The sequence below is a fragment of the Nonomuraea sp. NPDC059194 genome (assembly GCF_042754765.1).
Classification (GTDB): domain Bacteria; phylum Actinomycetota; class Actinomycetes; order Streptosporangiales; family Streptosporangiaceae; genus Nonomuraea.
In genome coordinates this window covers 120,376-139,903 of record NZ_JBHZBH010000024.1, presented here as the reverse complement: position 1 = coordinate 139,903, position 19,528 = coordinate 120,376, and the positions used below count along the sequence as shown (strand labels likewise).

The following is a 19,528-nucleotide window of genomic DNA, read 5'->3' as shown; positions in this document are numbered from 1 at the left end:
GCTCCTGCGGCTATCAGGGCGACCGCGACACCGGAGCGTGGCAGCGTATCGCCGCACGCGGCCTCACCCACCAGAACAAGACCATCACCGACCGCACCACCGGCACCATGGTCATACACTCGGTGATCGACAAACTCGAAACCCGCGCCGTGATCACCCCCACGGCCACCACTGAGACCAGCCGGACGGACCGGTCCAAGACCGCCCCCACCCGGCCTCGTTCCACACGCCCCGCGCCCAGGCGACGCAGGGCACCCTCCCCCGCACGACCTGATGGTGGTGCGGGCCAGCGTCCGGAGGGACACGCTCACACGTGGCCCAGAAGCCTGCCGGCCCGCACGGTCCGGACCCCGCTGCCCCGCGCAGCCCACCGGAACCAGGGCGTGGCAGCGATCAGCACACCCGCCACCGGCCGACACCGGCCACGAGGGGCAGCACTGGGCGCGGGTTTCCACCTGCACGCTCACGCCACCCCTCCACGGTGGGAGGAACCCGTGCCAGACATCAGGTCTTACATGGGTTCGCTTAACTGATCAGAGACGCTCAGGTAGTTGACGTGGTCGATGCCGTGGACCTCGATCCGGCCCGCCCGATCGGAGGGCAGGGACGTCTCGGGTGCGCCGCGCGTGCCTGCGTGCGGTTCGGGAATCGTGGACGCCATGGAGCCCTCCGGGTGCCGCAACCCATGTGGTTGCTTATTGGTCGCACACTCAATAACATCCTGGGCATGACGTCAAGGGTCCAGCGCGAGCGAATTCGGAAATCTCCGGCCGTCCGACGTGCGGAAATCGTCGCCGCGGCCGCCGCCGTCGCCCTCGCCGAGGGGCTGGAATGCGTCACCCTGCGCCGGATCGGCGAGGAGCTCGGGGTCCGGCCGGGACTCATCAGCCACTACTTCCCGGCGGCGGAGGACCTCGTGGCCGAGGCGTTCGGCAGCGCCGCGAGCGCCGAGCTCGACACCCTCCTGCCGGCCGACAGGCCCGACGGGAGCCCCACGCGACACCTGGCGCGCTTCTTCGCCGGCGCGACAGGGGAGGCGTACGACGACGTCAGCCGGCTCTGGATCAACGCGCGGCACCTCAGCCGCTACCGCCCGGTCCTGCGCGACCGGGTCGCCGAGCAGGAGGCCGCCTGGCGCGGGCGGCTGGCCGACCTCATCAGGCAGGGCGTCGAGCGGGCGGAATTCCGTACCGACGACCCGGAGGTGACGACCATCCAGATCCTGGTCGTGCTCGACGGCCTCGGCGCCCACGCCAACACCGACACCCGCAACCGGCCCGAGGCGGTGACCCGCATGGCCGTCACCACGGCGGAGCGCGAACTCGGCCTGACAAGCGGCGCGCTCACCCGCCCCACCTCCGACTGACTTCGAGGAGTCGCTGTGCCCACCCGTCTCGTCCTGCTCTCGGCCCGTCTGCTCGATCCGGTCACCGGCGCGTTCCTGCCGGAGACCGCCCTGGCCGTGTCCGGAGGGCGGATCTCCGCCCTCGGCGACGACCGGCAGCTGCGCGCGCTCGCGGACCCCTCGACGACGGTGATCGACCTCAAGGGAGCCGTGGTGACTCCCGGCCTGGTCGACGGGCACCTCCACCCCGTCACGGGCGCCGAGCTGACCTACGGGCTCGACCTGTCGCACTGCGCCGACCTCGACGGGGTGCGCGAGGCCCTGGCCCGCGAGGTGCGCACCCTCGCGCCCGGCGCGTGGCTGCACGGCTGGGGCCTCGACCCGAACGTCTTCGGCGACCGGCCCGTCGCGGCCGCCGCCCTCGCTCCCGTGCTCGACGGCGTACCGGCCCTCCTTCAGCTGTTCGACGCCCACTCCATGCTGGCCAGCCCGCGCGCGCTCGAACTCGCCGGCGTCGACGGGCCGCGGGCCTTCGCCCAGGCGGCCGAGATCGTCTGCGACGAGGCGGGCAGGCCCACCGGGCTGCTGCTGGAGGACGCCGCCTGCGAGCTCGTCGAGCGCGCCGCCCCGCAGCCCACCCACGCCGAGCGCCGCGCCCGGCTGGCCGCCGCCCTGCGCGGCATGGCAGCCGCCGGGCTCACCGGCGGTCACGCCATGGACGCCAACGGCGACAGCCTCGCCCTCTACGCCGAGCTCGAAGCGGCGGGAGAGCTGCCGCTGAGGCTGCGGGTCGCGCCATGGTGCCAGCCCGGCACCGACGCCGAGGCGCTGCGCGCGCTCATCGAACAGCAGGGCACCGGCGGCACGCTGTGGCAGGTCAAGGGCGTCAAGCTCTTCATGGACGGCACCATCGACAACGGCACCGCCTGGCTGGAGCGCCCCGACTGCCACGGCGAGTCCACGCACGCCTTCTGGCCCGACCCCGAGGCGTACAGCCATATCGTCGGCGAGCTCCACCGGGCCGCGGTGCCGACCGCCACCCACGCCATCGGCGACGCCGCCGTACGGCACGTCCTCGACTCCGTCGAGAAGGCCCAGGCCGCCGGGGTGCGCGGCGTGCGGCACCGGGTCGAGCACATCGAGACCGTGCCTGACGACACCCTGCGCCGCTTCGCCGGCCTCGGTGTCGTCGCGTCCATGCAGCCCACCCACTGCTGCGACTTCACCAGGGCCGACCACACCGACAACTGGTCGCGCCGCCTCGGCGAGGAGCGCGCCGCACGCGCCTGGCGCTGCCGCGACCTGTGGGACTCCGGCGCCACCGTCGTGCTCGGCTCCGACTGGCCGATCGCCCCCTACCCGCCGCTGGGCGTCATGGCGGGCGCCCGTCACCGTCGGCCGAGCCGCGACCTCAGCCAGCCGCCGCACGGTCCCGAGCAGGCGCTCACCGCCCTGGAGGCCCTCCAGGGCATGACCGTCAACGCCGCCCACGCGGCGAGCGAGGCGCACGAGTCCGGCAGGCTCGCCGTCGGCCTCCGCGCCGACCTCACGGTCCTCGCCGGCAACCCGCTCACCACCGCCGCCACCGACCTGCCGGACCTGCCCGTGCTGCTCACGGTCCTCGACGGCCGCCCCACCCACCGCGACCCAAGCCTGTGACCCGGCGGTCGAGTCCGAGCTTCCGTATGGCGGGCCGCGACCCTTCTTCCGTACGGCAGGCCGCGGCGGTGGCAGGGTCCTCGGCCCCCTGAGCTCGCGGTTCGCGCCGCCAGGTGCAGACTGGGAGTGAGGGCCCGTTACGGAAGGTTCGCCTATGAGCACCAGGCCGTCGGGAGGCTGGCAGGGCGTCCTGGACAGTCCCGTCGTCGGCATGGCCCCGTGGATCATCTTCTCCGTGTTGGTCGGCCCCGGCCGGTTCGAGCTCTCGGTGGTGCTGGCGCTGGCCGTCTCCCTCCTTCTCGTCGTGGCCGGCCGGGTCGTGCGACCGGGAAGCTCCTGGAAGCTCCTCGAGGTCAGCGACGTGGTCTTCTTCGCCGCTCTGACCGCCGTGGGCGCGGCGGCGAGCCCGGGCACGCGCCGCTGGCTGGAGACGTACGCGGGGGAGGTGTCGAACCTCGCCCTGGTCCTGATCGCGTTCGGCTCGATGGCGGTGCGGATGCCCTTCACCCTGCAGTACGCCAGGGAGCGGGTCGACCGCGAACACTGGGACTCGCCGGGCTTCGTCCGCGCCAACTATGTGATCACCGGGGTCTGGGGGCTGGCCTTCCTGGTCGCGGCGATCGCGGGCGGCTACGGCGATCTGGTCCTCAATGACCCGGACAACCTGTGGACCGGCTGGATCATCCAGATCGCGGCGATCGTCGGGGCCGTGCGTTTCACCGAGTGGTATCCGAACGTCGTGCGGGCCCGCGCCCTCGGGCAGGCGCACCGGGCGCCGTCGGTGGGCTCCCTCGTCCTTCCCCTCGCGGGTCTGCTCGTGCCGGTGGGCATCGCCGTTCTGATCTTCGACGGGCACCTGTGGTGGCTGGGGGTCGCCCTGATCCTCTGCGGCGGCGCGCTCGTCAGGTGGCTGCGCAGAGATACGCCCGCGTCCTGACAGCGACCCCGGCCGGGGCGAACGTCACTGGGTCGTGTAGTAGTCGCACACCGTGAACGAGACGCTGTCACTGCCCTTGCCCGGGGTCAGCAGGCGGAAGGTGATCGTGTGCTTGCCCGGCGGGAACGCGCCGAACGGGTTGCGGTCGATCGTGCCCGTGCCGGTCACCCAGCCCGTCAGCCACCCCTCATCCTTGCCGTCCACGATCCATCGGTAGCCGATCTCCGTCTGTTTCCCCGCCGGTCCCTTGAGCGTGGCGACGGGGAAGAGGCTCTGCGAATAGCAGCCGGCGGCGAGCACCGTCCCGTCCAGCTTCAGCGACAGCAGGCGGACGGTCCCGCTCGCGGTGGCGGTCTTCGTCGGGGAGGTCGGGGGCTTGGCAGTCGGCGGCTTCGAGCTCGGGGGCTTGGAGGCCGCGGGTTTGGGCGTCGAAGCTTTGGACGTCGCGGGTTTGGCGGTCGAAGGTTTGGACGTCGGCCGCGGGGACGTCGTGGGCTTCGGACGGCCGGACGTGGTGGAAGTCGGCTTCTTGGCCGCCGACTGCGGTGTCCTGGCCGCGACGCCAGGGGAGGTGGGGGCGGCGGTCGTCATCGAATCGGGCATCCACGCGATCGCCCCGGCCACCAGGGTGGCCGACAGCCCCATGGCCCCGGCCCCCGCCAGCACCGCCTTCCCGCGCGGGCGGCGCACGCCACGGCCCGCCGTACCGCCCCGGCGGGTGCCCCGACGGCCCATGGTGGGGGCCGGTACGGCGGTGGGCCGGGCGCCGATGAGCTGGAGCAGGACGTCCTGCATCGCGGGCCGCGCGGCGGGGTCCTTGGCCAGGCAGGCCAGCACGATCGGGCGCAGCGGCGCGGGCAGCTCGCCCAGGTACGGCTCGTCGTGGAGGATGCGGCGGATCACGGCGGGCAGCGAGTCGTTGCCGAACGGCGGCGTCCCCGTCGCGGCGAACACGATCACCGACGCCCAGGCGAAGACGTCCGCCGCCGGACCGATCGGCTCGCCCGCGAGCTGCTCGGGCGCCATGTAGGAGGGCGTTCCGACGATGCTGCTCGTCACGGTCAGCGAATGGCCGGAGGCGCGGGCGATGCCGAAGTCGATGACGCGCGGCCCGTCGCGGCCGAGCAGCACGTTGGCGGGCTTGAAGTCGCGGTGCACCACCCCGGCGCGGTGGATCGCGGCCAGCGCGGTGGCGGTCGCCACCGCCAGCCGTTGCAGGTCGGCGCCGCTGTGGCGGCCCGCCTGGTGGAGCGAGGGCCCTTCGACATACTCGGTCACGATGTACGGCCGGCCGCCCAGCGACGCGTCGAGCACCTGGGCGATGCAGAACGGCTCCACCCGCCGCGCCGCGTCGATCTCCTTGGCGAAGCGGTGGTCACCCGCGTACCCGTCCTGCAGGACCTTGACGGCGACCGGCCGCCCGTCCGGGGCCCGGCCCAGGTAGACCACGCCCTGGCCGCCCTCGCCCAGCCGCCCGAGCAGCCGGTAGGGGCCGACGCCCGGGGGATCCTCGGGCAGCAGCGGGGCCGTCATTCGGTGCCGACCGGGCAGATGGTGAACTTGAGCGTTTTCGACACCCTCTGCGGCGAGGTCAGGCGGAGCGTGACGGTGTGCGGGCCGTTGGGCTTGACGAGCGGGCCGACGACCTGCTGGGTGTGGGTGTCGGCGATGACGCCCTCCGAACGCTCCACCACCCGGCCGTCCAGGATCCATTCGTAGGCGAACGTGGTGCGCAGCCTGGTCCCCTCGACGATGCCGAAGGTGTTGGACTGGCCGATCTGGCAGTCCTGGGTGTTGGCCTTCCTGGCGCCCATGGCGGTCATCGACGGGATCCGGAACGACCCGCCTCCCGGGGCGGACCTGGTGGGCGCCGCCGATCGGGTCGTCGGGCGGCTGGCGGGTTCTCTCGTCTGGTCGGATTGCTTCGTCTGGTCGGCCGTCGGCTTCCTGGTGGGTCGGCGCGTGGTCGGCTTCCTGGTCCGCTTCGGGCGCTGGCGCGGCGTCATCTGACTGCTCTTCTCGGCCGTGGTGATCGCCATGGCCTCCGTGGTCGGGCGCGGAGTGCCGATGCCCGTGCCGTAGGCGGTGCCCCAGACGACGGCCCCTGCGGCCAGCAGCGCCACCACGCCGGAGACTCCCGCGACGACCCGGCCGCCGCCTCCCCGGCGAGTCCCCGCGGACCCGCGCCGTGATCTTCCGGGAATCGTGGCCGGGCCGCCCCGGCCGGAATCGTCCAGCGGCCCGACCTCCTGGCCGCCCAGCAGCCGCAGCAGCACGTCCTGCATGGACGGCCTGCGCGCCGGGTCCTTGGCCAGGCACGCCAGCACGATCGTGCGTAACGGCTGCGGCAGGTCGCCGAGCTGCGGCTCGTTGTGGAGGATCCGGTTGATCACCGCGGGCAGCGAGTCTTCACCGAACGGCGGGCTCCCTGTCGCGGCGAACGCGACCACCGATCCCCACGCGAACACGTCGGCGGCGGGCCCGACCCCCTCCCCGGCGAGCTGCTCGGGCGCCATGTAGGCGGGCGTCCCCATGATGCCGCTGGTCGCCGTCAGCCCCAACTCGACGGATCGGGCGATCCCGAAGTCGATCACCCGGGGTCCGCCCTGCCCGAGCAGCACGTTGGCGGGCTTGAAGTCGCGGTGCACGATGCCCGCCTGGTGGATGGCCGCCAGCGCCGTCGCGGTCGCGACGGCGAGCCGTTGCAGGTCGGCGCCGCTGTGGCGGCCCGCCTGCTGGAGCGAGGGCCCTTCGATGTACTCCGTGACGATGTACGGCCGCCCGCCCCGCGAGGCGTCGAGCACCTGGGCGATGCAGAACGGCTCCACCCGCCGCGCCGCCTCGATCTCCTTGGCGAAGCGGTCGTCGGCCAGGCCGTCGCGCAGCACCTTGACGGCGACCGGCCTGGCGTCGCGCCCCTGGGCCAGGTAGACGACTCCCTGCCCGCCCGCGCCCAGCCGCCCGAGCAGCCGGTAGGGTCCCACGCTCGCGGGGTCACCCTCCCGGAGGGGTTCGGCGTGCGGCATGGGACTCCTGTGACGGCTGCTAAGCGATCTTCAGCACCATAGCGGGAAATGTCAGGATTAGTGGGTGAGACGGGTAAACCCGCGGAACCCCGCAGTCGAGCCCAGTCGAACCCGGCCAGACTCAGCCGAACTCAGCCGACCCAGGCGAACCCAGCCAGGCTCAGCCGAACTCAGCCGACCCAGGCGAGCTCGGCCACACTCGGCCGAACCCGGCGGCCTCTGGTCGCCTCGGGCGGACCGGCTTGGATTCGGCCGAACTCGCCGCGCCCGCAGCCGCGACTCCCTGTCGGTGACGTCCTGACCGTTTTATGGGTATTTCAGGAGCATGTCCGTCACTCTCGCGCTGGCGGGTGACACCATGCTCGGGCGCGGCGTCGCCACGCTGCTGGAGATCACGAACGCGCCCGCCGCCTATTTCTCCGACGGCGTCCGCGACCACCTCGCTGGGGCCGACCTCTTCCTGCTCAACCTGGAATGCTGCGTCTCCGCGCGGGGCGAGAAGTGGGCGGCGCCCGGCAAGCCGTTCCACTTCCGCGCGCCGCCGCAGGCCGCCGAGCTGCTCGCCGGGCTCGGCGTCGGCTGCGTCACGCTCGCCAACAACCACGCGCTCGACTACGGCTACGACGCGTTGCTCGACACCCGCGACCACCTGGAGCGGGTGGGCATCCAGGTGGTCGGCGCCGGCGCGGACCAGGCCCAGGCGCGGCGCCCGGCCATCCTGTCAGCGGGCGGCCTGCGCGTCGGGGTGGTAGGCGTGACCGACCATCCGTCCGACTACGCGGCGCGCCCTGACCGGCCCGGCGTGGCCTACGCCGATCTGCCGTTCCGGGTCCCGTCCTGGCTGACCGGGACGATCACCGCCATGCGAGCCGACGTCGTGCTGGTCACCCCGCACTGGGGCCCCAACATGACCGCGCGCCCGCTGCCCTACGTCCGTGCCGCGGCCGAGAGGCTGGTGGAGTCAGGGGCGACGCTCGTGGCGGGTCATTCCGCCCATGTCGCCCACGGCGTGGCGCTGCCGGTGCTGTTCGACCTGGGAGACTTCCTCGACGACTACGCGGTCGACCCCGAGCTGCGCAACGATCTGTCGCTGCTGTTCCTGGTGACCTTCGACGGGCCGCGGGTGGCGGGGCTGCGGGCCGTACCGATCAAGCTGGAGTACGGCAGGACCGAGCTCGCGAGCGGCCGGGAGCATGCGTGGATCAGCGAGCGGTTCGTTGCCGCCTGCGCGGAGCTGGGCACCGAGGCCCGCCTCGACCAAGGCGTTCTGACAGTCGACGGGGCCGGGATTTCTTGACCAGCTCATGAGTCTCCGCGGATGGGGCCAGGACCTAGCCTTGAACTGGAAGGGACAGTCCCATGATCATCAACATCGTGCTCGGGCTGATCGCCCTCATCGTCTTCTGGGCGGCGCTCAGCGGCATCAGGATCGTCTACCAGATCGAGCGTGGCGTGGTCTTCCGCTTCGGCCAGGCCCAGAAGAGGATCCGTCAGCCCGGCCTCAACCTCATTATTCCGGGCGTGGACCGGATGACGAAGGTGAACGTGCAGATCGTCACGATGCCCGTGCCCACCCAGGAGGGAATCACCCGCGACAACGTCTCCGTCCAGGTCGACGCCGTCGCCTACTTCCGGGTTCAGGATCCGCTGCGGGCGGCCATCGAGGTGCAGAACTACCTGTTCGCAGTGGAGCAGGTCGCACAGACCTCGCTCCGCTCGATCATCGGCAAGAGTGAGCTGGACGACCTGCTGTCCAACCGCGAGGAACTGAACAGGGGGCTTGCGCTGATGATCGACAGCCCGGCCCTCGGCTGGGGCATCCACATCGACCGCGTGGAGATCAAGGACGTCCACCTGCCCGAATCCATGAAGCGGTCCGTGGCCAGGCAGGCCGAGGCGGAACGGGAACGGCGGGCCCGTGTGATCACCGCGGAAGGCGAGTTCCAGGCCGCGCGCAAGCTCGCCGAGGCCTCGGCCATCATGTCGGAGACTCCCGGAGCGCTCCAGCTGCGGCTCCTGCAGACCGTGGTGGAGGTCGCGGCGGAGAAGTCCTCCACGCTGGTCATGCCGTTGCCGGTGGAGCTGCTGCGCTTCTTCGACCGCGCGACGCGACCCGGTGAACAGGCCGCCGAGTCGCCGCGGGAGGTGCCCGAGCAACGGCGCGAGGAATCCGGGCAACGGCGGGAGCTGGCCGACACGGCGCCGCTCGGGCTGGCGGCGGCCGACGAGGTCGTGCGCGAATCATTCGCCCGCCGCGCGGGGGAGGACGTCGACCGGCGATAGGCCGCGGGCCTCGAACCGGCGCGCGCTCCATGCGGCAGGCTGTCAGGCACGACCGGCGTGCGCTCCAACGGGAGGCGCGAAACGGGCCGACGCTGGCACGACCGGCGTGCGCTCCAACGGGAGGCGCGGAACGCAGGAGGGTGGACCGGCGCCGGGCGTGCGCTCCACACGGAGGTGCGGGAACGTACGCCCCGGCGCGTTCTTTTCCCCATGGATGCTCACGAATCTGCACATTTCGCGGTCGTATTCCCCGCTGTATTCGTGATCACGGGCGGGCCTGATCGGCCGGTCAGGTGACGGTGCGGGTTGGGGCGCGCCGCGGTCGCCGTCCAGCCGAAATCCACCTGCGCCGACCGTCCGGCGGCCTGCTCGGACGGCCCTGCGGAGACGAGCCGTGACACGAGATGCGTGTTGATTGTCGTGGCCCCTGTGGAAATGCTTGTGCGATTTAGTAGAATCACGGCAATTTAATCGGTGAAGGTGTTCAGCAGGGGAGAAGCGTGGCGAATCTCGGCGATCACATGGCGGTCGCCAAAGTGCTTGCCTCGATACCCCAGCTCGACCCCACCGACCTTGTCGACGCGGTTATCGCCCAGCTGGGTGCGGCCGGACTCGACGTGCCGTACTCCGCCAAGCGGAACGTCCATTTCCTCAACATCGCCCGCCACTGCCTGGCGAGCGAGCAGGCGCGTGGCGCGCTGCTGCGCGCGGTGGAGTTCTTCGCCGCCGGGCTCCCGCAGGTGGAGCAGATCAGGCGGCTGGCTGGCCTGGCCGACAGCCTCCTCGCGCCGGAGGACGAGCGGCGCATCGAGGAGTTGCTCAGGCGCTACGAGGCGAACGACCTGCGCGCCCTCTACCAGGTGGTCACCGAGGGCAGAGGAGCCGCCTGCCCGGTGGGGCTGACCACCGCGTGGGAGATGTTCGAGTTCCTGCTCGACGTCAACGGCCGTCCCGGCTGGCTGGCGCCGCACCTGCGCTTCGTGGCGCTGCTGCGCGGACGGCTGGTCCACCAGGAACCGGCCAACGACCCCGAGCTGAAGGACGAGCTGGGCAGGTGGCTGTACCACCAGCGCGACCTGCTGCGGGAGGTCGACGACGCGGCCGCGACCGAGCTGGAGCTGCTGCTGCGCCAGCCGCCGCCCTTCCAGACGCGTACCGATCTGCCGGTCTGCCTCATCATCGAGATCGACCGCTCGCCCGTGCCCGACGACGGCACCGACCCGCACCGCGTCACCCACTGGACGCAGGCCGACCAGTCGGGCTGGGGGCCGGTGCGCGGCGAGGACGTCGAACTGTCGTTCGAGCGGCTCGGGGACTACGTGGTGGAGCTGGTCCTGCGGGCGGAGGAGCAGTGGACGTCGGGTGGCCCGCTGCTGCTGGAGTTCATGCTCGCGCCCGAGCTGGTCAACCTGGCCGTGGAGCGCTGGCCCCGGCAGATCAGCGCGAGCCTGCCGCCGCGTGCCCTCGGCCAGGACTACGAGGTGGTGCTGCGCAGCGACGCGCGCCTGCGTCCGCGCCACCGGCACCGCCACTGGCACGAACGGTGGGGCAGGTTCATGCGGGGCGAGGGCGGCACTCACCTGATCCCGCTGGACATCGCCGAGCTCGGCGCGATGCACGACGAGCTGGTGCGGGGCTGCCACCTGGTGGCCTGCGTGCTGTCGGCGCCGCCCGATCATCCGATGGGCCGTGCCCAATTGGAGGCCGCTATCGACGCAGGACTGCCGATTGTCCTTTGGTGTCGGGATATAGCATCGAATGTCGAATTCCGCGAGATTGTTCACGACGTCGTGCAACCGGTCAAACTCAAAAAGCTACCGGAGAGCATCCTTCAATTGCGCAGTTCAGCGGCCTGTGAGAGTGTGGCCCTGCTTTGGGACGATCCGGACAGGCCAATTCCCCATGCGCCGCGGCTCAGGGTTGCGCGATAGGTGAAACAAGGGGATCCTTCCTAAGTAGTCAAATTTCATGCGCCGACCGTGTATCCAAGTGAGGAACGTCCACAGATGAGCGTGGAAAGACCGCATGAGGACGGTGAGCTCGCGGCCATCCCCCAAGGGTGGCTTCTCTACCGCGGCACGGGACGGCCGCTGCAGGACGTCTCCCTGCGTACGGCCCTGCCGTCGCCGCCCCCGTGGCGTACCTTCACCGGCGGGCCGGTGATCGAGCCCCCCGCGGAGGAGCACGAGGAGCTCGACCGCAGGCTCGGCCGGCTCGACACGCTGCCGGCGCGCAAGCCCGACCCGCAGGAGGTCATCGCGGTCAACGCCGCCCTCTGCCTGCGCCGCCCGCTGCTGGTCACCGGACCGCCCGGCGTCGGCAAGTCCACCCTGGCCTACCAGGTGAGCCGCGAGCTGCACCTGGGCCCGGTCCTGCGCTGGCCCGTCAACAGCCGCACCACCCTGCGCTCCGGGCTGTACGACTACGACGCGGTCGCCCGCGTCCAGGACGCCCGCGTCGCCGGGACCGAGCCGAGCATCGGCAAGTACGTGCAGCTCGGGCCGCTCGGCACGGCGCTGCTGCCCTACGAGCTGCCGCGGGTGCTGCTGATCGACGAGTTCGACAAGGGCGACGCCGACCTCGCCAACGACCTGCTCGACGTGCTGGAGGAAGGCGGCTTCCAGATCAGGGAGCTGTTCCGCGCCCGCTCCGAGCAGCCCGACCTCGTGCACACCGCCGATCCGCGCCGGACCGCCGCGATCAGCCAGGGCACCGTGACCTGCAGGGCCTTCCCCTTCATCGTCATCACCAGCAACGGAGAGCGCGAGTTCCCGCCCGCCTTCCTGCGCCGGTGCGTGCGGCTCGACATGCCCGAGCCCAGCGCCGACCGGCTGGCCGAGCTGATCGGCGCGCACTTCGGCCGCGACGCCGAGCCGTACAAGGACCGGATCATCCACGAGTTCCTCGACTACCGCAGGCGCAGTCCCGTGGCGGCCGACCAGCTGCTCAACGCCCTCCACCTGGTCATCACCGGCCGGGAAGGCTGGAGCGAGCAGTCCTACAAACAGGTGCTCGACGTGGTGCTGCGACGGCTCGACGAGGCAGGCGTGGGGTGAAGGAACCGGCAGGTCTATCGCCATCCGGCCGCGAGGGCGCGCCGCACTGGCAGGAGGCCGCCGACCTTCTCTGGCTCGCCGCCCACACCGTGGCGGGCCAGGCGGGGGCGCCACCACCGGACCTCGGCGGGCCGACTCCTGAGCCGTCGCCACCTCCCGAACGACCGCCCACCAGCCCGAAACCGCCTCCGCGCGGCCCCGACACCGACGTGCCCGGCGGCCACACCGTGGGGTCGGGCGTGCCGCTCGCCGTCAGGCTGGAGCCCGCCGTCCAGGAGATCGCCGGAGAGCGCGCGGCCGTGGCCGTCCCCGAGCCCACCAGGCGGCGCGCGCTCGTGCAGGCGATGCGCGCGTTCCGGCGGCTGATCGGGTCACCGTACGGCACGGCCGAACTCGACGAGGAGGCCACCGCCGAGCAGGCGGCGGGCGACGACCTGTGGCTGCCGGTGTTCGCCGCCGCCCGCGAGCGCCTGCTCGAACTCGACGTGGTGATCGACGACGGCCGCTTCGCGATTCTGCACAGGGCCGCCGCCAACGGTTTCGCCGCGGCCTTCACCGACGTCGCGGCCTTCCGGGTGATCCGGACGCACCTGCTCGACGCCGACGTCGAGCGGGAGTCCGAGCTACGGCTGCGCGCCGGACGGGCCGACGCTCCCTCGACACCCGCCTCCGCGCTGGCGCTGCCGGGCCGTACCGGACGCAGGCTCATCGTCGTCCTCACCGACGGCATCGGCGACGCCTGGCACACCGGGGCCGCCCACCGGATGCTGGCCCGCTGGGGCAGGAACAACGCGGTGGTCGTGGTCCACCTGCTGCCCACCCGGCTGTGGCGGCGCACGGGCATCGCGCCGGAGCGCGGCGAACTGCGCAACACCCAGCCCGCCGCCCCCGCCATCGAGTACGGCGCGGCCGCCCCGGCGGGAACGGTGCCCATCCCGGTCATCGGGCCGACGGCAGGGCACGTCAAGGGCTGGGCCGAGTTCGTCATGGGCAGCCGCACCCGCTGGTCCGGCGGGGTCCTGGCCTGCTCTCTCGCCGAGCCAGAGCCCGAGACCGACGCCGACAGCGAGCCCGAGCCGTCGGAGCCGGAGGAGGACGACGCCAGGCAGCGGGTGTGGCGCTTCCGCATGGGCGTCTCGCCGACCGCCTTCGACCTGGCCGTGCACCTGGCCGCGGCACCGCTGACCATGTCGGTGATGCGGCTGGTGCAGCGCAGGCTGGTGCCCCGCGCCACCGAGGCGCACCTGGCCGAGGTCCTGGGCAGCGATCTGGTACGGCGGGCGCACTCGGGGCGGACGCGGCCCAGCGTGCCGTACGACTTCGTGCCCGGTGTGCGGGCCGAGCTGCTGCAGGCGGGCAGGCGTTCGGAGACGGCCGAGGTGCTGGTCGCCGTCGTCGACCACCTGGGCCAGGAGGTGGGCGAGTTACGCGGGCTGCGCGATGTGATCGTCTCGCCCGGCAGCGCGCCGGTGCCCGAGCTGCCGCCCGAGCTGTCGCCGCTGGTCGAGCCCGCCCTGTCGGCCCTGGAGGCGATGGCAGGGCGCTACACGGCGCCCGCGCGGCAGATCAGGGATTCCTTTCGTGACCAGGAAGGCATGCATGGCCCGGCCACGGGGCAGGCCTTCAGTCGCGATCTTCCTCGCCCTGAGGACACGGTCTACCCGCATGTCGTGAAGGACTTATCGCCGCCGGACCCGTTTGGAGTGACGATCAATATGAGCGCCGTACCGCTAGCCCCCAAGCGTGAGTCCCATCAGCCGACGCCGGTGTGGAACGTCCCGCACAAGAACGCCAGCTTCACTGGCCGTGAGGAGATGCTGGCGCTGCTGCACGAGCGGTTGTCGGCGGGGACGACGGCGGTGCTCCCCGAGGCGCTGCACGGTCTGGGCGGCGTGGGCAAGTCGCAGATCGCCATTGAGTACTGCTACCGCCATCAGGACAGGTACGACCTGATCTGGTGGATACCCTCCGAACGGCTGACCATGGTCCGGCAGGCGTTCGTGGACCTGGCCGTCCACCTCGAGCTGAACGTCACCGAGCCCAACGTGGCCGTCCCCGCGGTGAAGGAGGCCCTGCGGCTGGGCCGCCCCTACGCCGACTGGCTGCTGATCTTCGACAATGCCGAGAACGTGGAGGAGATCAGGAAGTTCTTCCCCACCAACGGCCCCGGGAAGATCATGGTGACCTCCCGCTCGCGCGACTGGTTCTCCTACGCCGCCCCCCTTGAGGTCGACGTCTTCACCCGCGAGGAGAGCCGCGAGCTGCTGCGCCTGCGCGGGCCCGAGCTGAGCGACCAGGACGCCGACGAGATCTCCAGCCGTCTGGGCGACCTGCCGCTGGCGATCGAGCAGGCGGCCGTCTGGCTGTCGGAGACGGGCATGCCGGTCTCGGAGTACCTCCAGCTCTTCGACGAGCACAGCACCGAACTGCTGCAGGTCGAGGGCGCCGAGGTGCCGGTGGCGGCGGCCTGGAACGTCTCCTTCGACCGGCTCAGAGAGAGCCACCCGGCGGCCCTGCAACTGCTGCAGGTGTGCGCCCTCCTCGCCCCCGAGCCCATCCCGAGGTCGCTGCTGACCAGCAGCCGCGACATGGAGGGGCCGCCCGAGCTGCTGCAGGCACTGCGCGACCCGATCGCACTCAGCCGTACCACCCGAGCCATCAACCAGTACGCGCTGGCCAAGCTGAACCACCGCGACAACACCATCTCCCTGCACCGCCTGGTGCAGCGCGTGGTCACCAGCCAGCTGTCGGACGACGAGCGGATGCTGTTCCGGCACTGCGGTCACCTGATGCTGGCCAACGCCGACCCCAAGGCGCCCGGCAACCGCGCGCGCTGGCCGGAGTATCACGCGCTGTTCCCGCACGTGTTCGCCTCCAAGCTGGAGGAGTGCACCGACCCGTGGGCCAGGGAGCTGTTCCTCAACCTCATCGACTTCCTCTACCTGTGGGGCGACCACAACGGCTTCGTCTCGATGGCGCAACGCGCGGTCGAGACCTGGAGCGCGAACCTCGGGCCCGAGCACGACGCCACCCTCGCCGCCGAGCTGCGCCTGGGCCGCGCGCTGCGCCTGTTCGCCGACTTCCAGGCGGCCTACCGCCACCACCTGCACGCGCGCGACGCGTTGCGCGACCGGCTCGGCCCCGACCACGAGCGCACCCTGGAGGCGCAGGGCTACCTGGGCGCGGACCTGCGCTACCTGGGCCGCTTCGACGAGGCGCTGGAGATCGACCGCCAGGCCTACGAGACGCTGCGCCGCCGCTTCGGCCCCGACGACCCGCTCACCCTGGAGCAGGCCCACCTGCTGGGCATCGACCACCGGCTGATGGGCGACCCCGCCAAGGCCAGGGAGCTGGACGAGGACACCTACCGGAGGAAGCAGGAGGTGCTCGGGCACGACAACCTCAGCACCATCAGCTCGCGCGTCGCCCTGACGATCGACATCATGGAGTGCGGCCACTACCTGGAGGCCCGCAACCTCCAGGAGATCCACACCAACGAGATGCGCCGCCGCTTCCAGAACTCCCACCCCGGCACCATGGACGCCATCGGCCTGCTGTCGGTGATGAGCCGCAAGGCGGGCAGGCAGGACGAGGCGCTCAAGCTCTCGGAGGAGGCGATGTCGCTGTTCAAGGCGCGCTACGGCGAGAAGGCCCAGACGACGGTGGCCATCACCCTCAACCACGCCATCAACCTGCGCCACATCGGCGACCTGACCCAGTCGCTCGAGCTGGGCCTGCGCGCCAAGGAGCTCTACGAGGAGATCTTCGGCCCCGAGCACGCCAACACGCCCACCGCGGCGGTCAACGTCGCGGTCGGCCTGCGGGTCATGGGGAGGGTGGAGGAGGCCCGCGACCTCGACCGCAAGGCCCTGGAGGACCTCACCAGGATGCTGGGGGAGCGGCATCCGCGCACGCTCATCTGCGCGGTCAACTACGCCAGCGACCTGTACGAGCTGGGCGAGTACGAGCAGGCGCTGGAGCTGGGCCGGCGTACTCTCGAACTGCTGCGCGCCGGGCAGGGCGACGACCACCCGACCGCGCTGGCCTGCGCGTTCAACCTCAGCATGGACCTGCAGGCGGTGGGTCAGGAGGCGGAGGCGGCCAGGCTGCTGGCCGAATCGCTGGCCGGATACCGGCGGGTGCTGGGTGAGGACCATCCCGCGCTCAAATCCCGCGGCCAAGGAAAGCGGGCAAACTGCGACATTTACCCAATCTCCGTGTAGCGGGTGCTGTACTCCTGGGAAAGCTGCAAAGTGGACTGCCACTACGGTCCTGACCGGACGAGACAGTGGGGTGGCAGGCTGACGAGCAGGTTTCCTAGGAGTAAAAGCCAAAAGCGGACAGCGTTGTCCCGTTGCCGACAGGTTCCACAAAGAACCCGGGAGTATTGCGACGTGAGCGAAAGTGCTGAGTTCCCGTGGCGTAAAAGCACGTGGAGCGACGGGGGCGGGGGTGGGTGCGTGAGCGTCGCCCATCTCGGGGCCGACTGTGCGGTCGGGGACAGCAGAAATCCCGGGCCCTACCTACTGGTGTCGTTAGGTTCGTGGCGGGCCTTCGTCGCCGGAGTCAAAAGGGGGGAGTTCGGGCCGGTGACGAGCGGGGCGCCGTCGCAGCGCCCCCTCACCTCAGAGGGCGCGTGACCTGATCGAACCCACGAAGGCAGCCCAGGCCTCTCGGGAGAAGCTGAGGTGCGGGCCGCCTGGGTTCTTGGAGTCGCGGACTCCCAGCTTGTCGCCGAGCTCCGCCACCTCGACGCAGGTGCCGAACTCCTGTTCGGTGCTGTAGGTGCTCTTGCGCCACGTAGGTGCGTCGTGCATGCCTATTCCTTTCTCCAACTCCGGAGTGTGACTACTCGGATACTCTACAGAGAGAACGGATGGCGGTCGGCTGCATGGCATTTCCGGAAGAACCCGGATCTTTGCCATAAGATGCGGCTATGTTGCCAATCAAGCCGAAAGCGGCAGATTTCGACCTTTCCTCGGTGGTATGGATGAGCAGCGAGGGCAGCCGGACTATTGAGGACCCCATAGAAATCGCCTTCATGGGGGAAAACATCCTTATGCGCAACGGTGGCGACAAGGACGGCGCGATCCTGGTCTTCACCCAGGCCGAATGGGACGCCTTCGTCGCCGGCGCGATCGACGGCGAGTTCGACTACGAGCGGTAGCGCTCGATCGCGTCCGCCAGGGCGCGCACGGGAGAGGAGTCCGCGCCTTCCAGCCGCTCCAGGACGTTCACGAGGTCGGCCAGCCCCGAGGGGTAGCCGCCGCACACGCTCGCCAGGCTCAGCAGGGCGGGGCGGGTGCGCGCGTCGCGCCTGACCAGGCTCTCGACGGGCGGGCCGAGCAGGCGCAGGACGTCGTCGCGGTCCTGCGGGGTCTGCAGCGAGGAGACCCGCTCCATCGCCGCGACGAGGTCCAGGAGCGAAAGCGGGCGGTGCTCCGTACCGACCGAGCCCGCAGAAGAACCCGCCAGGTTCGGAGAAGAACCCGCCACGTCGGTGGCATCAGTCGCCGCGCCCGCAGAAGGGGGAAGCACATCCAGCAGCGCCCGCACGTACGCGGCGGCCGCCAGAGACGCGGCGGGCTGCCACAGGTCCGACTTGGCGGCGTCGCCGTAGTCGCTCACGCCCCGCACCGTCAGGCACCCCCGGCCGTCGAGGGCCGCGCCGACGGCCACGCCCGCCGCCTCCATCTCGATGGCGAGCAGATCCTCCCGCCGCGCGAGCTCGTCCCTGCGACGGGCGCTGCGCAGCAGCTCGTCGCCACTGCCGATCCGGCCGTGGAAGACCTGCGCGTCGCGTTCGGCGGGTGGACGCTCGTAGCGCGGCGAGGGCGGCGGGCTCGTCAGGTCCCGCCACGGGTGGTCGTCGCGCAGCGAGGCCGCGCGCAGCTCGTTGACCCCACGCAGCAGCCGCGGCGCGGCCACCAGAGTCGAGCCCCTGGTCGAGACGCCCTCGTCGGTCACCCGGACGTGGCTGTAATGGACCACGCCCGCGCTCCCCACGACGACGTCGCCGAGCCGCACGTCCCGCTCCGGGTCGTCACGCCGGGGCACGCCCAGCGCGATCCCACACATGATCACGGTGTCGATCCGCGGAAAGCTGCGCAGCAGATGCGCACAGGCGTGGGCCGCCGCGCTGTTGCCCGTGGTGGTCAGCACCGTGGTCACCACCGGGCCGCACGGCAGCTCGGCCTGCACGTACTGGTGGGGATCATCGGCGGGCGGCCGAACGCTTCGCACCTCGCCCAGCACGTGCCGTACCGCGACAGACTCGACGGGCAGGGCGGTGATGACGCCGATCATAAGCTCCCACCCTAGACCTGGGACGGCACAAAGGATCACGATATTCCCCGGAAACCGGCATTCCCTGAAGATCGGCATTTCCCGAGACGGCGGCGCGTGAGGGAGCAGCATGCAGGAACTGGTCATCGGAGTCGTCAGCTCGCTGATCGCCACGGCACTCACGGTCGCGGCCGGCTGGTTCGGCCTGTCCTGGCCGCGACGGCTGCTGCTGCGCCTGCTGTCGCGGGTGTCGGGAGTGGGGGTGCTGCGCTCCTACCCCAAGCAGTCGGCGGCCAACGCGGACCTGGCGGCCGACCTGCGCGCGGCCCGCTGGATCAAGGTGATGACCGGGCGCGGCAACGAGCTGACCCGCGACAGCTTCCAGGAGGTCTGGCGGCGGGGCCATCCGCGCCTGGAATCGACCAGGATCCTGCTGCCCGACCCCGCGGACGCGGGAGGCTGGCTGCGGGCGCGCGAGGAGGAGGTACGGCGGGCGGATCCGGGGATCGAGCCCGGCCTGATGGCCAAGCAGATCTCGGCGAACATCGACTACCTGACGGCCGTGGCCACGCGGAACGACTCGGTGGAGTTACGGCTGTTCGACGCCCCGCACAACTGCCGAGTGATCATCACGGACCGTCTGGCGTACTTCACCCCGTACCTGCAGGACACCCACGGCCGTAATTCGCCGTGCCTGGTCTTCGGGAACGGCAGCCCGATGTACGACTACCTGCTGCGGCTGTTCGACGGGATGTGGCAGGCGGGCGCCCGTTAGCGCCCACCGGGCGCCCGATCCAGAAGCCACCGCCCTCGTCGCCCAGCAGCCACCCGAGCCCAGGCGACGGCGTCGAGTCCCCGATCGACGAACCTGGCCGCTGCCAACCCGAGGCGACGACGCCGTCCACCAGCGGGGCGCGCCGGCGGCAGGGGCTCGGCG

The 19,528-nt window shown here is 71.2% G+C and carries 15 protein-coding genes; 11 read left to right on the top strand and 4 right to left on the bottom strand.

Annotated features, from left to right (window positions below; genetic code table 11):
* The first annotated feature begins 727 nt into the window (after positions 1-727).
* From ACFXJ8_RS27340 to ACFXJ8_RS27330, 3 genes are all read left to right on the top strand, one after another.
* Positions 728-1,366, top strand: a complete 639-nt coding sequence (locus ACFXJ8_RS27340; RefSeq protein WP_379646824.1) for a TetR/AcrR family transcriptional regulator — start codon at positions 728-730, stop codon at positions 1,364-1,366.
* 15 nt (positions 1,367-1,381) lie between these two features.
* Positions 1,382-3,004 carry an amidohydrolase gene (locus tag ACFXJ8_RS27335; RefSeq protein WP_379646823.1) on the top strand — a complete coding sequence of 541 codons (1,623 nt, stop codon included), beginning with the start codon at positions 1,382-1,384 and terminating at the stop codon, positions 3,002-3,004.
* A gap of 154 nt (positions 3,005-3,158) precedes the next feature.
* Positions 3,159-3,941 (top strand): hypothetical protein, encoded by a 783-nt coding sequence (locus ACFXJ8_RS27330; RefSeq protein ID WP_379646822.1) that lies wholly within the window; start codon positions 3,159-3,161, stop codon positions 3,939-3,941.
* Positions 3,942-3,965: 24 nt separating this feature from the next.
* On the opposite strand, the gene ACFXJ8_RS27325 is transcribed toward ACFXJ8_RS27330, so the two are convergent.
* Positions 3,966-5,474 (bottom strand): protein kinase, encoded by a 1,509-nt coding sequence (locus ACFXJ8_RS27325; RefSeq protein WP_379646821.1) that lies wholly within the window; start codon positions 5,472-5,474, stop codon positions 3,966-3,968.
* Entirely contained in the window at positions 5,471-6,925 is a 1,455-nt protein-coding gene (locus ACFXJ8_RS27320; protein WP_379646820.1) for a protein kinase, read from the bottom strand. The genes ACFXJ8_RS27325 and ACFXJ8_RS27320 overlap by 4 nt, the downstream gene beginning before the upstream one ends.
* Positions 6,926-7,292: 367 nt before the next feature.
* Between ACFXJ8_RS27320 and ACFXJ8_RS27315 the strand changes: the two genes are divergently transcribed.
* The 6 genes from ACFXJ8_RS27315 (at position 7,293) to ACFXJ8_RS27290 (ending at position 16,946) form a co-directional block, all read left to right on the top strand.
* Complete coding sequence (locus ACFXJ8_RS27315) at positions 7,293-8,264, top strand: CapA family protein (RefSeq protein WP_379646819.1); 972 nt, start codon at positions 7,293-7,295, stop codon at positions 8,262-8,264.
* 62 nt (positions 8,265-8,326) lie between these two features.
* Complete coding sequence (locus ACFXJ8_RS27310; protein ID WP_379646818.1) at positions 8,327-9,250, top strand: SPFH domain-containing protein; 924 nt, start codon at positions 8,327-8,329, stop codon at positions 9,248-9,250.
* Positions 9,251-9,750: 500 nt separating this feature from the next.
* Complete coding sequence (locus ACFXJ8_RS27305; protein ID WP_379646817.1) at positions 9,751-11,181, top strand: hypothetical protein; 1,431 nt, start codon at positions 9,751-9,753, stop codon at positions 11,179-11,181.
* 75 nt (positions 11,182-11,256) lie between these two features.
* Complete coding sequence (locus tag ACFXJ8_RS27300; RefSeq protein ID WP_379646816.1) at positions 11,257-12,306, top strand: AAA family ATPase; 1,050 nt, start codon at positions 11,257-11,259, stop codon at positions 12,304-12,306.
* Positions 12,303-16,529, top strand: a complete 4,227-nt coding sequence (fxsT, locus tag ACFXJ8_RS27295; protein WP_379646815.1) for an FxSxx-COOH system tetratricopeptide repeat protein — start codon at positions 12,303-12,305, stop codon at positions 16,527-16,529. The genes ACFXJ8_RS27300 and fxsT overlap by 4 nt, the downstream gene beginning before the upstream one ends.
* Before the next feature lie 3 nt (positions 16,530-16,532).
* Positions 16,533-16,946 carry a DUF397 domain-containing protein gene (locus tag ACFXJ8_RS27290; protein WP_379646814.1) on the top strand — a complete coding sequence of 138 codons (414 nt, stop codon included), beginning with the start codon at positions 16,533-16,535 and terminating at the stop codon, positions 16,944-16,946.
* On the opposite strand, the gene ACFXJ8_RS27285 is transcribed toward ACFXJ8_RS27290, so the two are convergent.
* The gene (locus tag ACFXJ8_RS27285) at positions 16,932-17,123 is read right to left on the bottom strand and encodes a DUF397 domain-containing protein (RefSeq protein WP_379646813.1); all 192 of its coding nucleotides are present in this window, start codon (positions 17,121-17,123) and stop codon (positions 16,932-16,934) included. The genes ACFXJ8_RS27290 and ACFXJ8_RS27285 overlap by 15 nt on opposite strands.
* Before the next feature lie 119 nt (positions 17,124-17,242).
* Here ACFXJ8_RS27285 and ACFXJ8_RS27280 point away from each other — a divergent pair, with 119 nt between their 5' ends.
* Positions 17,243-17,473, top strand: a complete 231-nt coding sequence (locus ACFXJ8_RS27280) for a DUF397 domain-containing protein (RefSeq protein WP_379646812.1) — start codon at positions 17,243-17,245, stop codon at positions 17,471-17,473.
* Here the strand turns inward: ACFXJ8_RS27280 and ACFXJ8_RS27275 are convergent.
* On the bottom strand, positions 17,461-18,612 hold the full coding sequence (locus ACFXJ8_RS27275; RefSeq protein WP_379646811.1) for a hypothetical protein: 1,152 nt from the start codon (positions 18,610-18,612) through the stop codon (positions 17,461-17,463). The two genes, ACFXJ8_RS27280 and ACFXJ8_RS27275, sit on opposite strands and share 13 nt — an antisense overlap.
* Before the next feature lie 109 nt (positions 18,613-18,721).
* On the opposite strand from ACFXJ8_RS27275, the gene ACFXJ8_RS27270 reads away from it, so the two are divergent.
* Entirely contained in the window at positions 18,722-19,366 is a 645-nt protein-coding gene (locus ACFXJ8_RS27270) for a hypothetical protein (protein WP_379646810.1), read from the top strand.
* The last annotated feature ends 162 nt before the right edge of the window (positions 19,367-19,528 follow it).

Bases quoted from the DNA above. Each gene is read 5' to 3' on its own strand.
- ACFXJ8_RS27340 (WP_379646824.1), top strand. From the start codon at position 728: ATGACGTCAAGGGTCCAGCGCGAGCGAATTCGGAAATCTCCGGCCGTC.
- ACFXJ8_RS27330 (WP_379646822.1), top strand. From the start codon at position 3,159: ATGAGCACCAGGCCGTCGGGAGGCTGGCAGGGCGTCCTGGACAGTCCC.
- ACFXJ8_RS27325 (WP_379646821.1), bottom strand. From the start codon at position 5,474: ATGACGGCCCCGCTGCTGCCCGAGGATCCCCCGGGCGTCGGCCCCTAC.
- ACFXJ8_RS27315 (WP_379646819.1), top strand. From the start codon at position 7,293: ATGTCCGTCACTCTCGCGCTGGCGGGTGACACCATGCTCGGGCGCGGC.
- ACFXJ8_RS27310 (WP_379646818.1), top strand. From the start codon at position 8,327: ATGATCATCAACATCGTGCTCGGGCTGATCGCCCTCATCGTCTTCTGG.
- ACFXJ8_RS27300 (WP_379646816.1), top strand. From the start codon at position 11,257: ATGAGCGTGGAAAGACCGCATGAGGACGGTGAGCTCGCGGCCATCCCC.
- ACFXJ8_RS27285 (WP_379646813.1), bottom strand. From the start codon at position 17,123: ATGCACGACGCACCTACGTGGCGCAAGAGCACCTACAGCACCGAACAG.
- ACFXJ8_RS27280 (WP_379646812.1), top strand. From the start codon at position 17,243: ATGTTGCCAATCAAGCCGAAAGCGGCAGATTTCGACCTTTCCTCGGTG.
- ACFXJ8_RS27275 (WP_379646811.1), bottom strand. From the start codon at position 18,612: ATGATCGGCGTCATCACCGCCCTGCCCGTCGAGTCTGTCGCGGTACGG.
- ACFXJ8_RS27270 (WP_379646810.1), top strand. From the start codon at position 18,722: ATGCAGGAACTGGTCATCGGAGTCGTCAGCTCGCTGATCGCCACGGCA.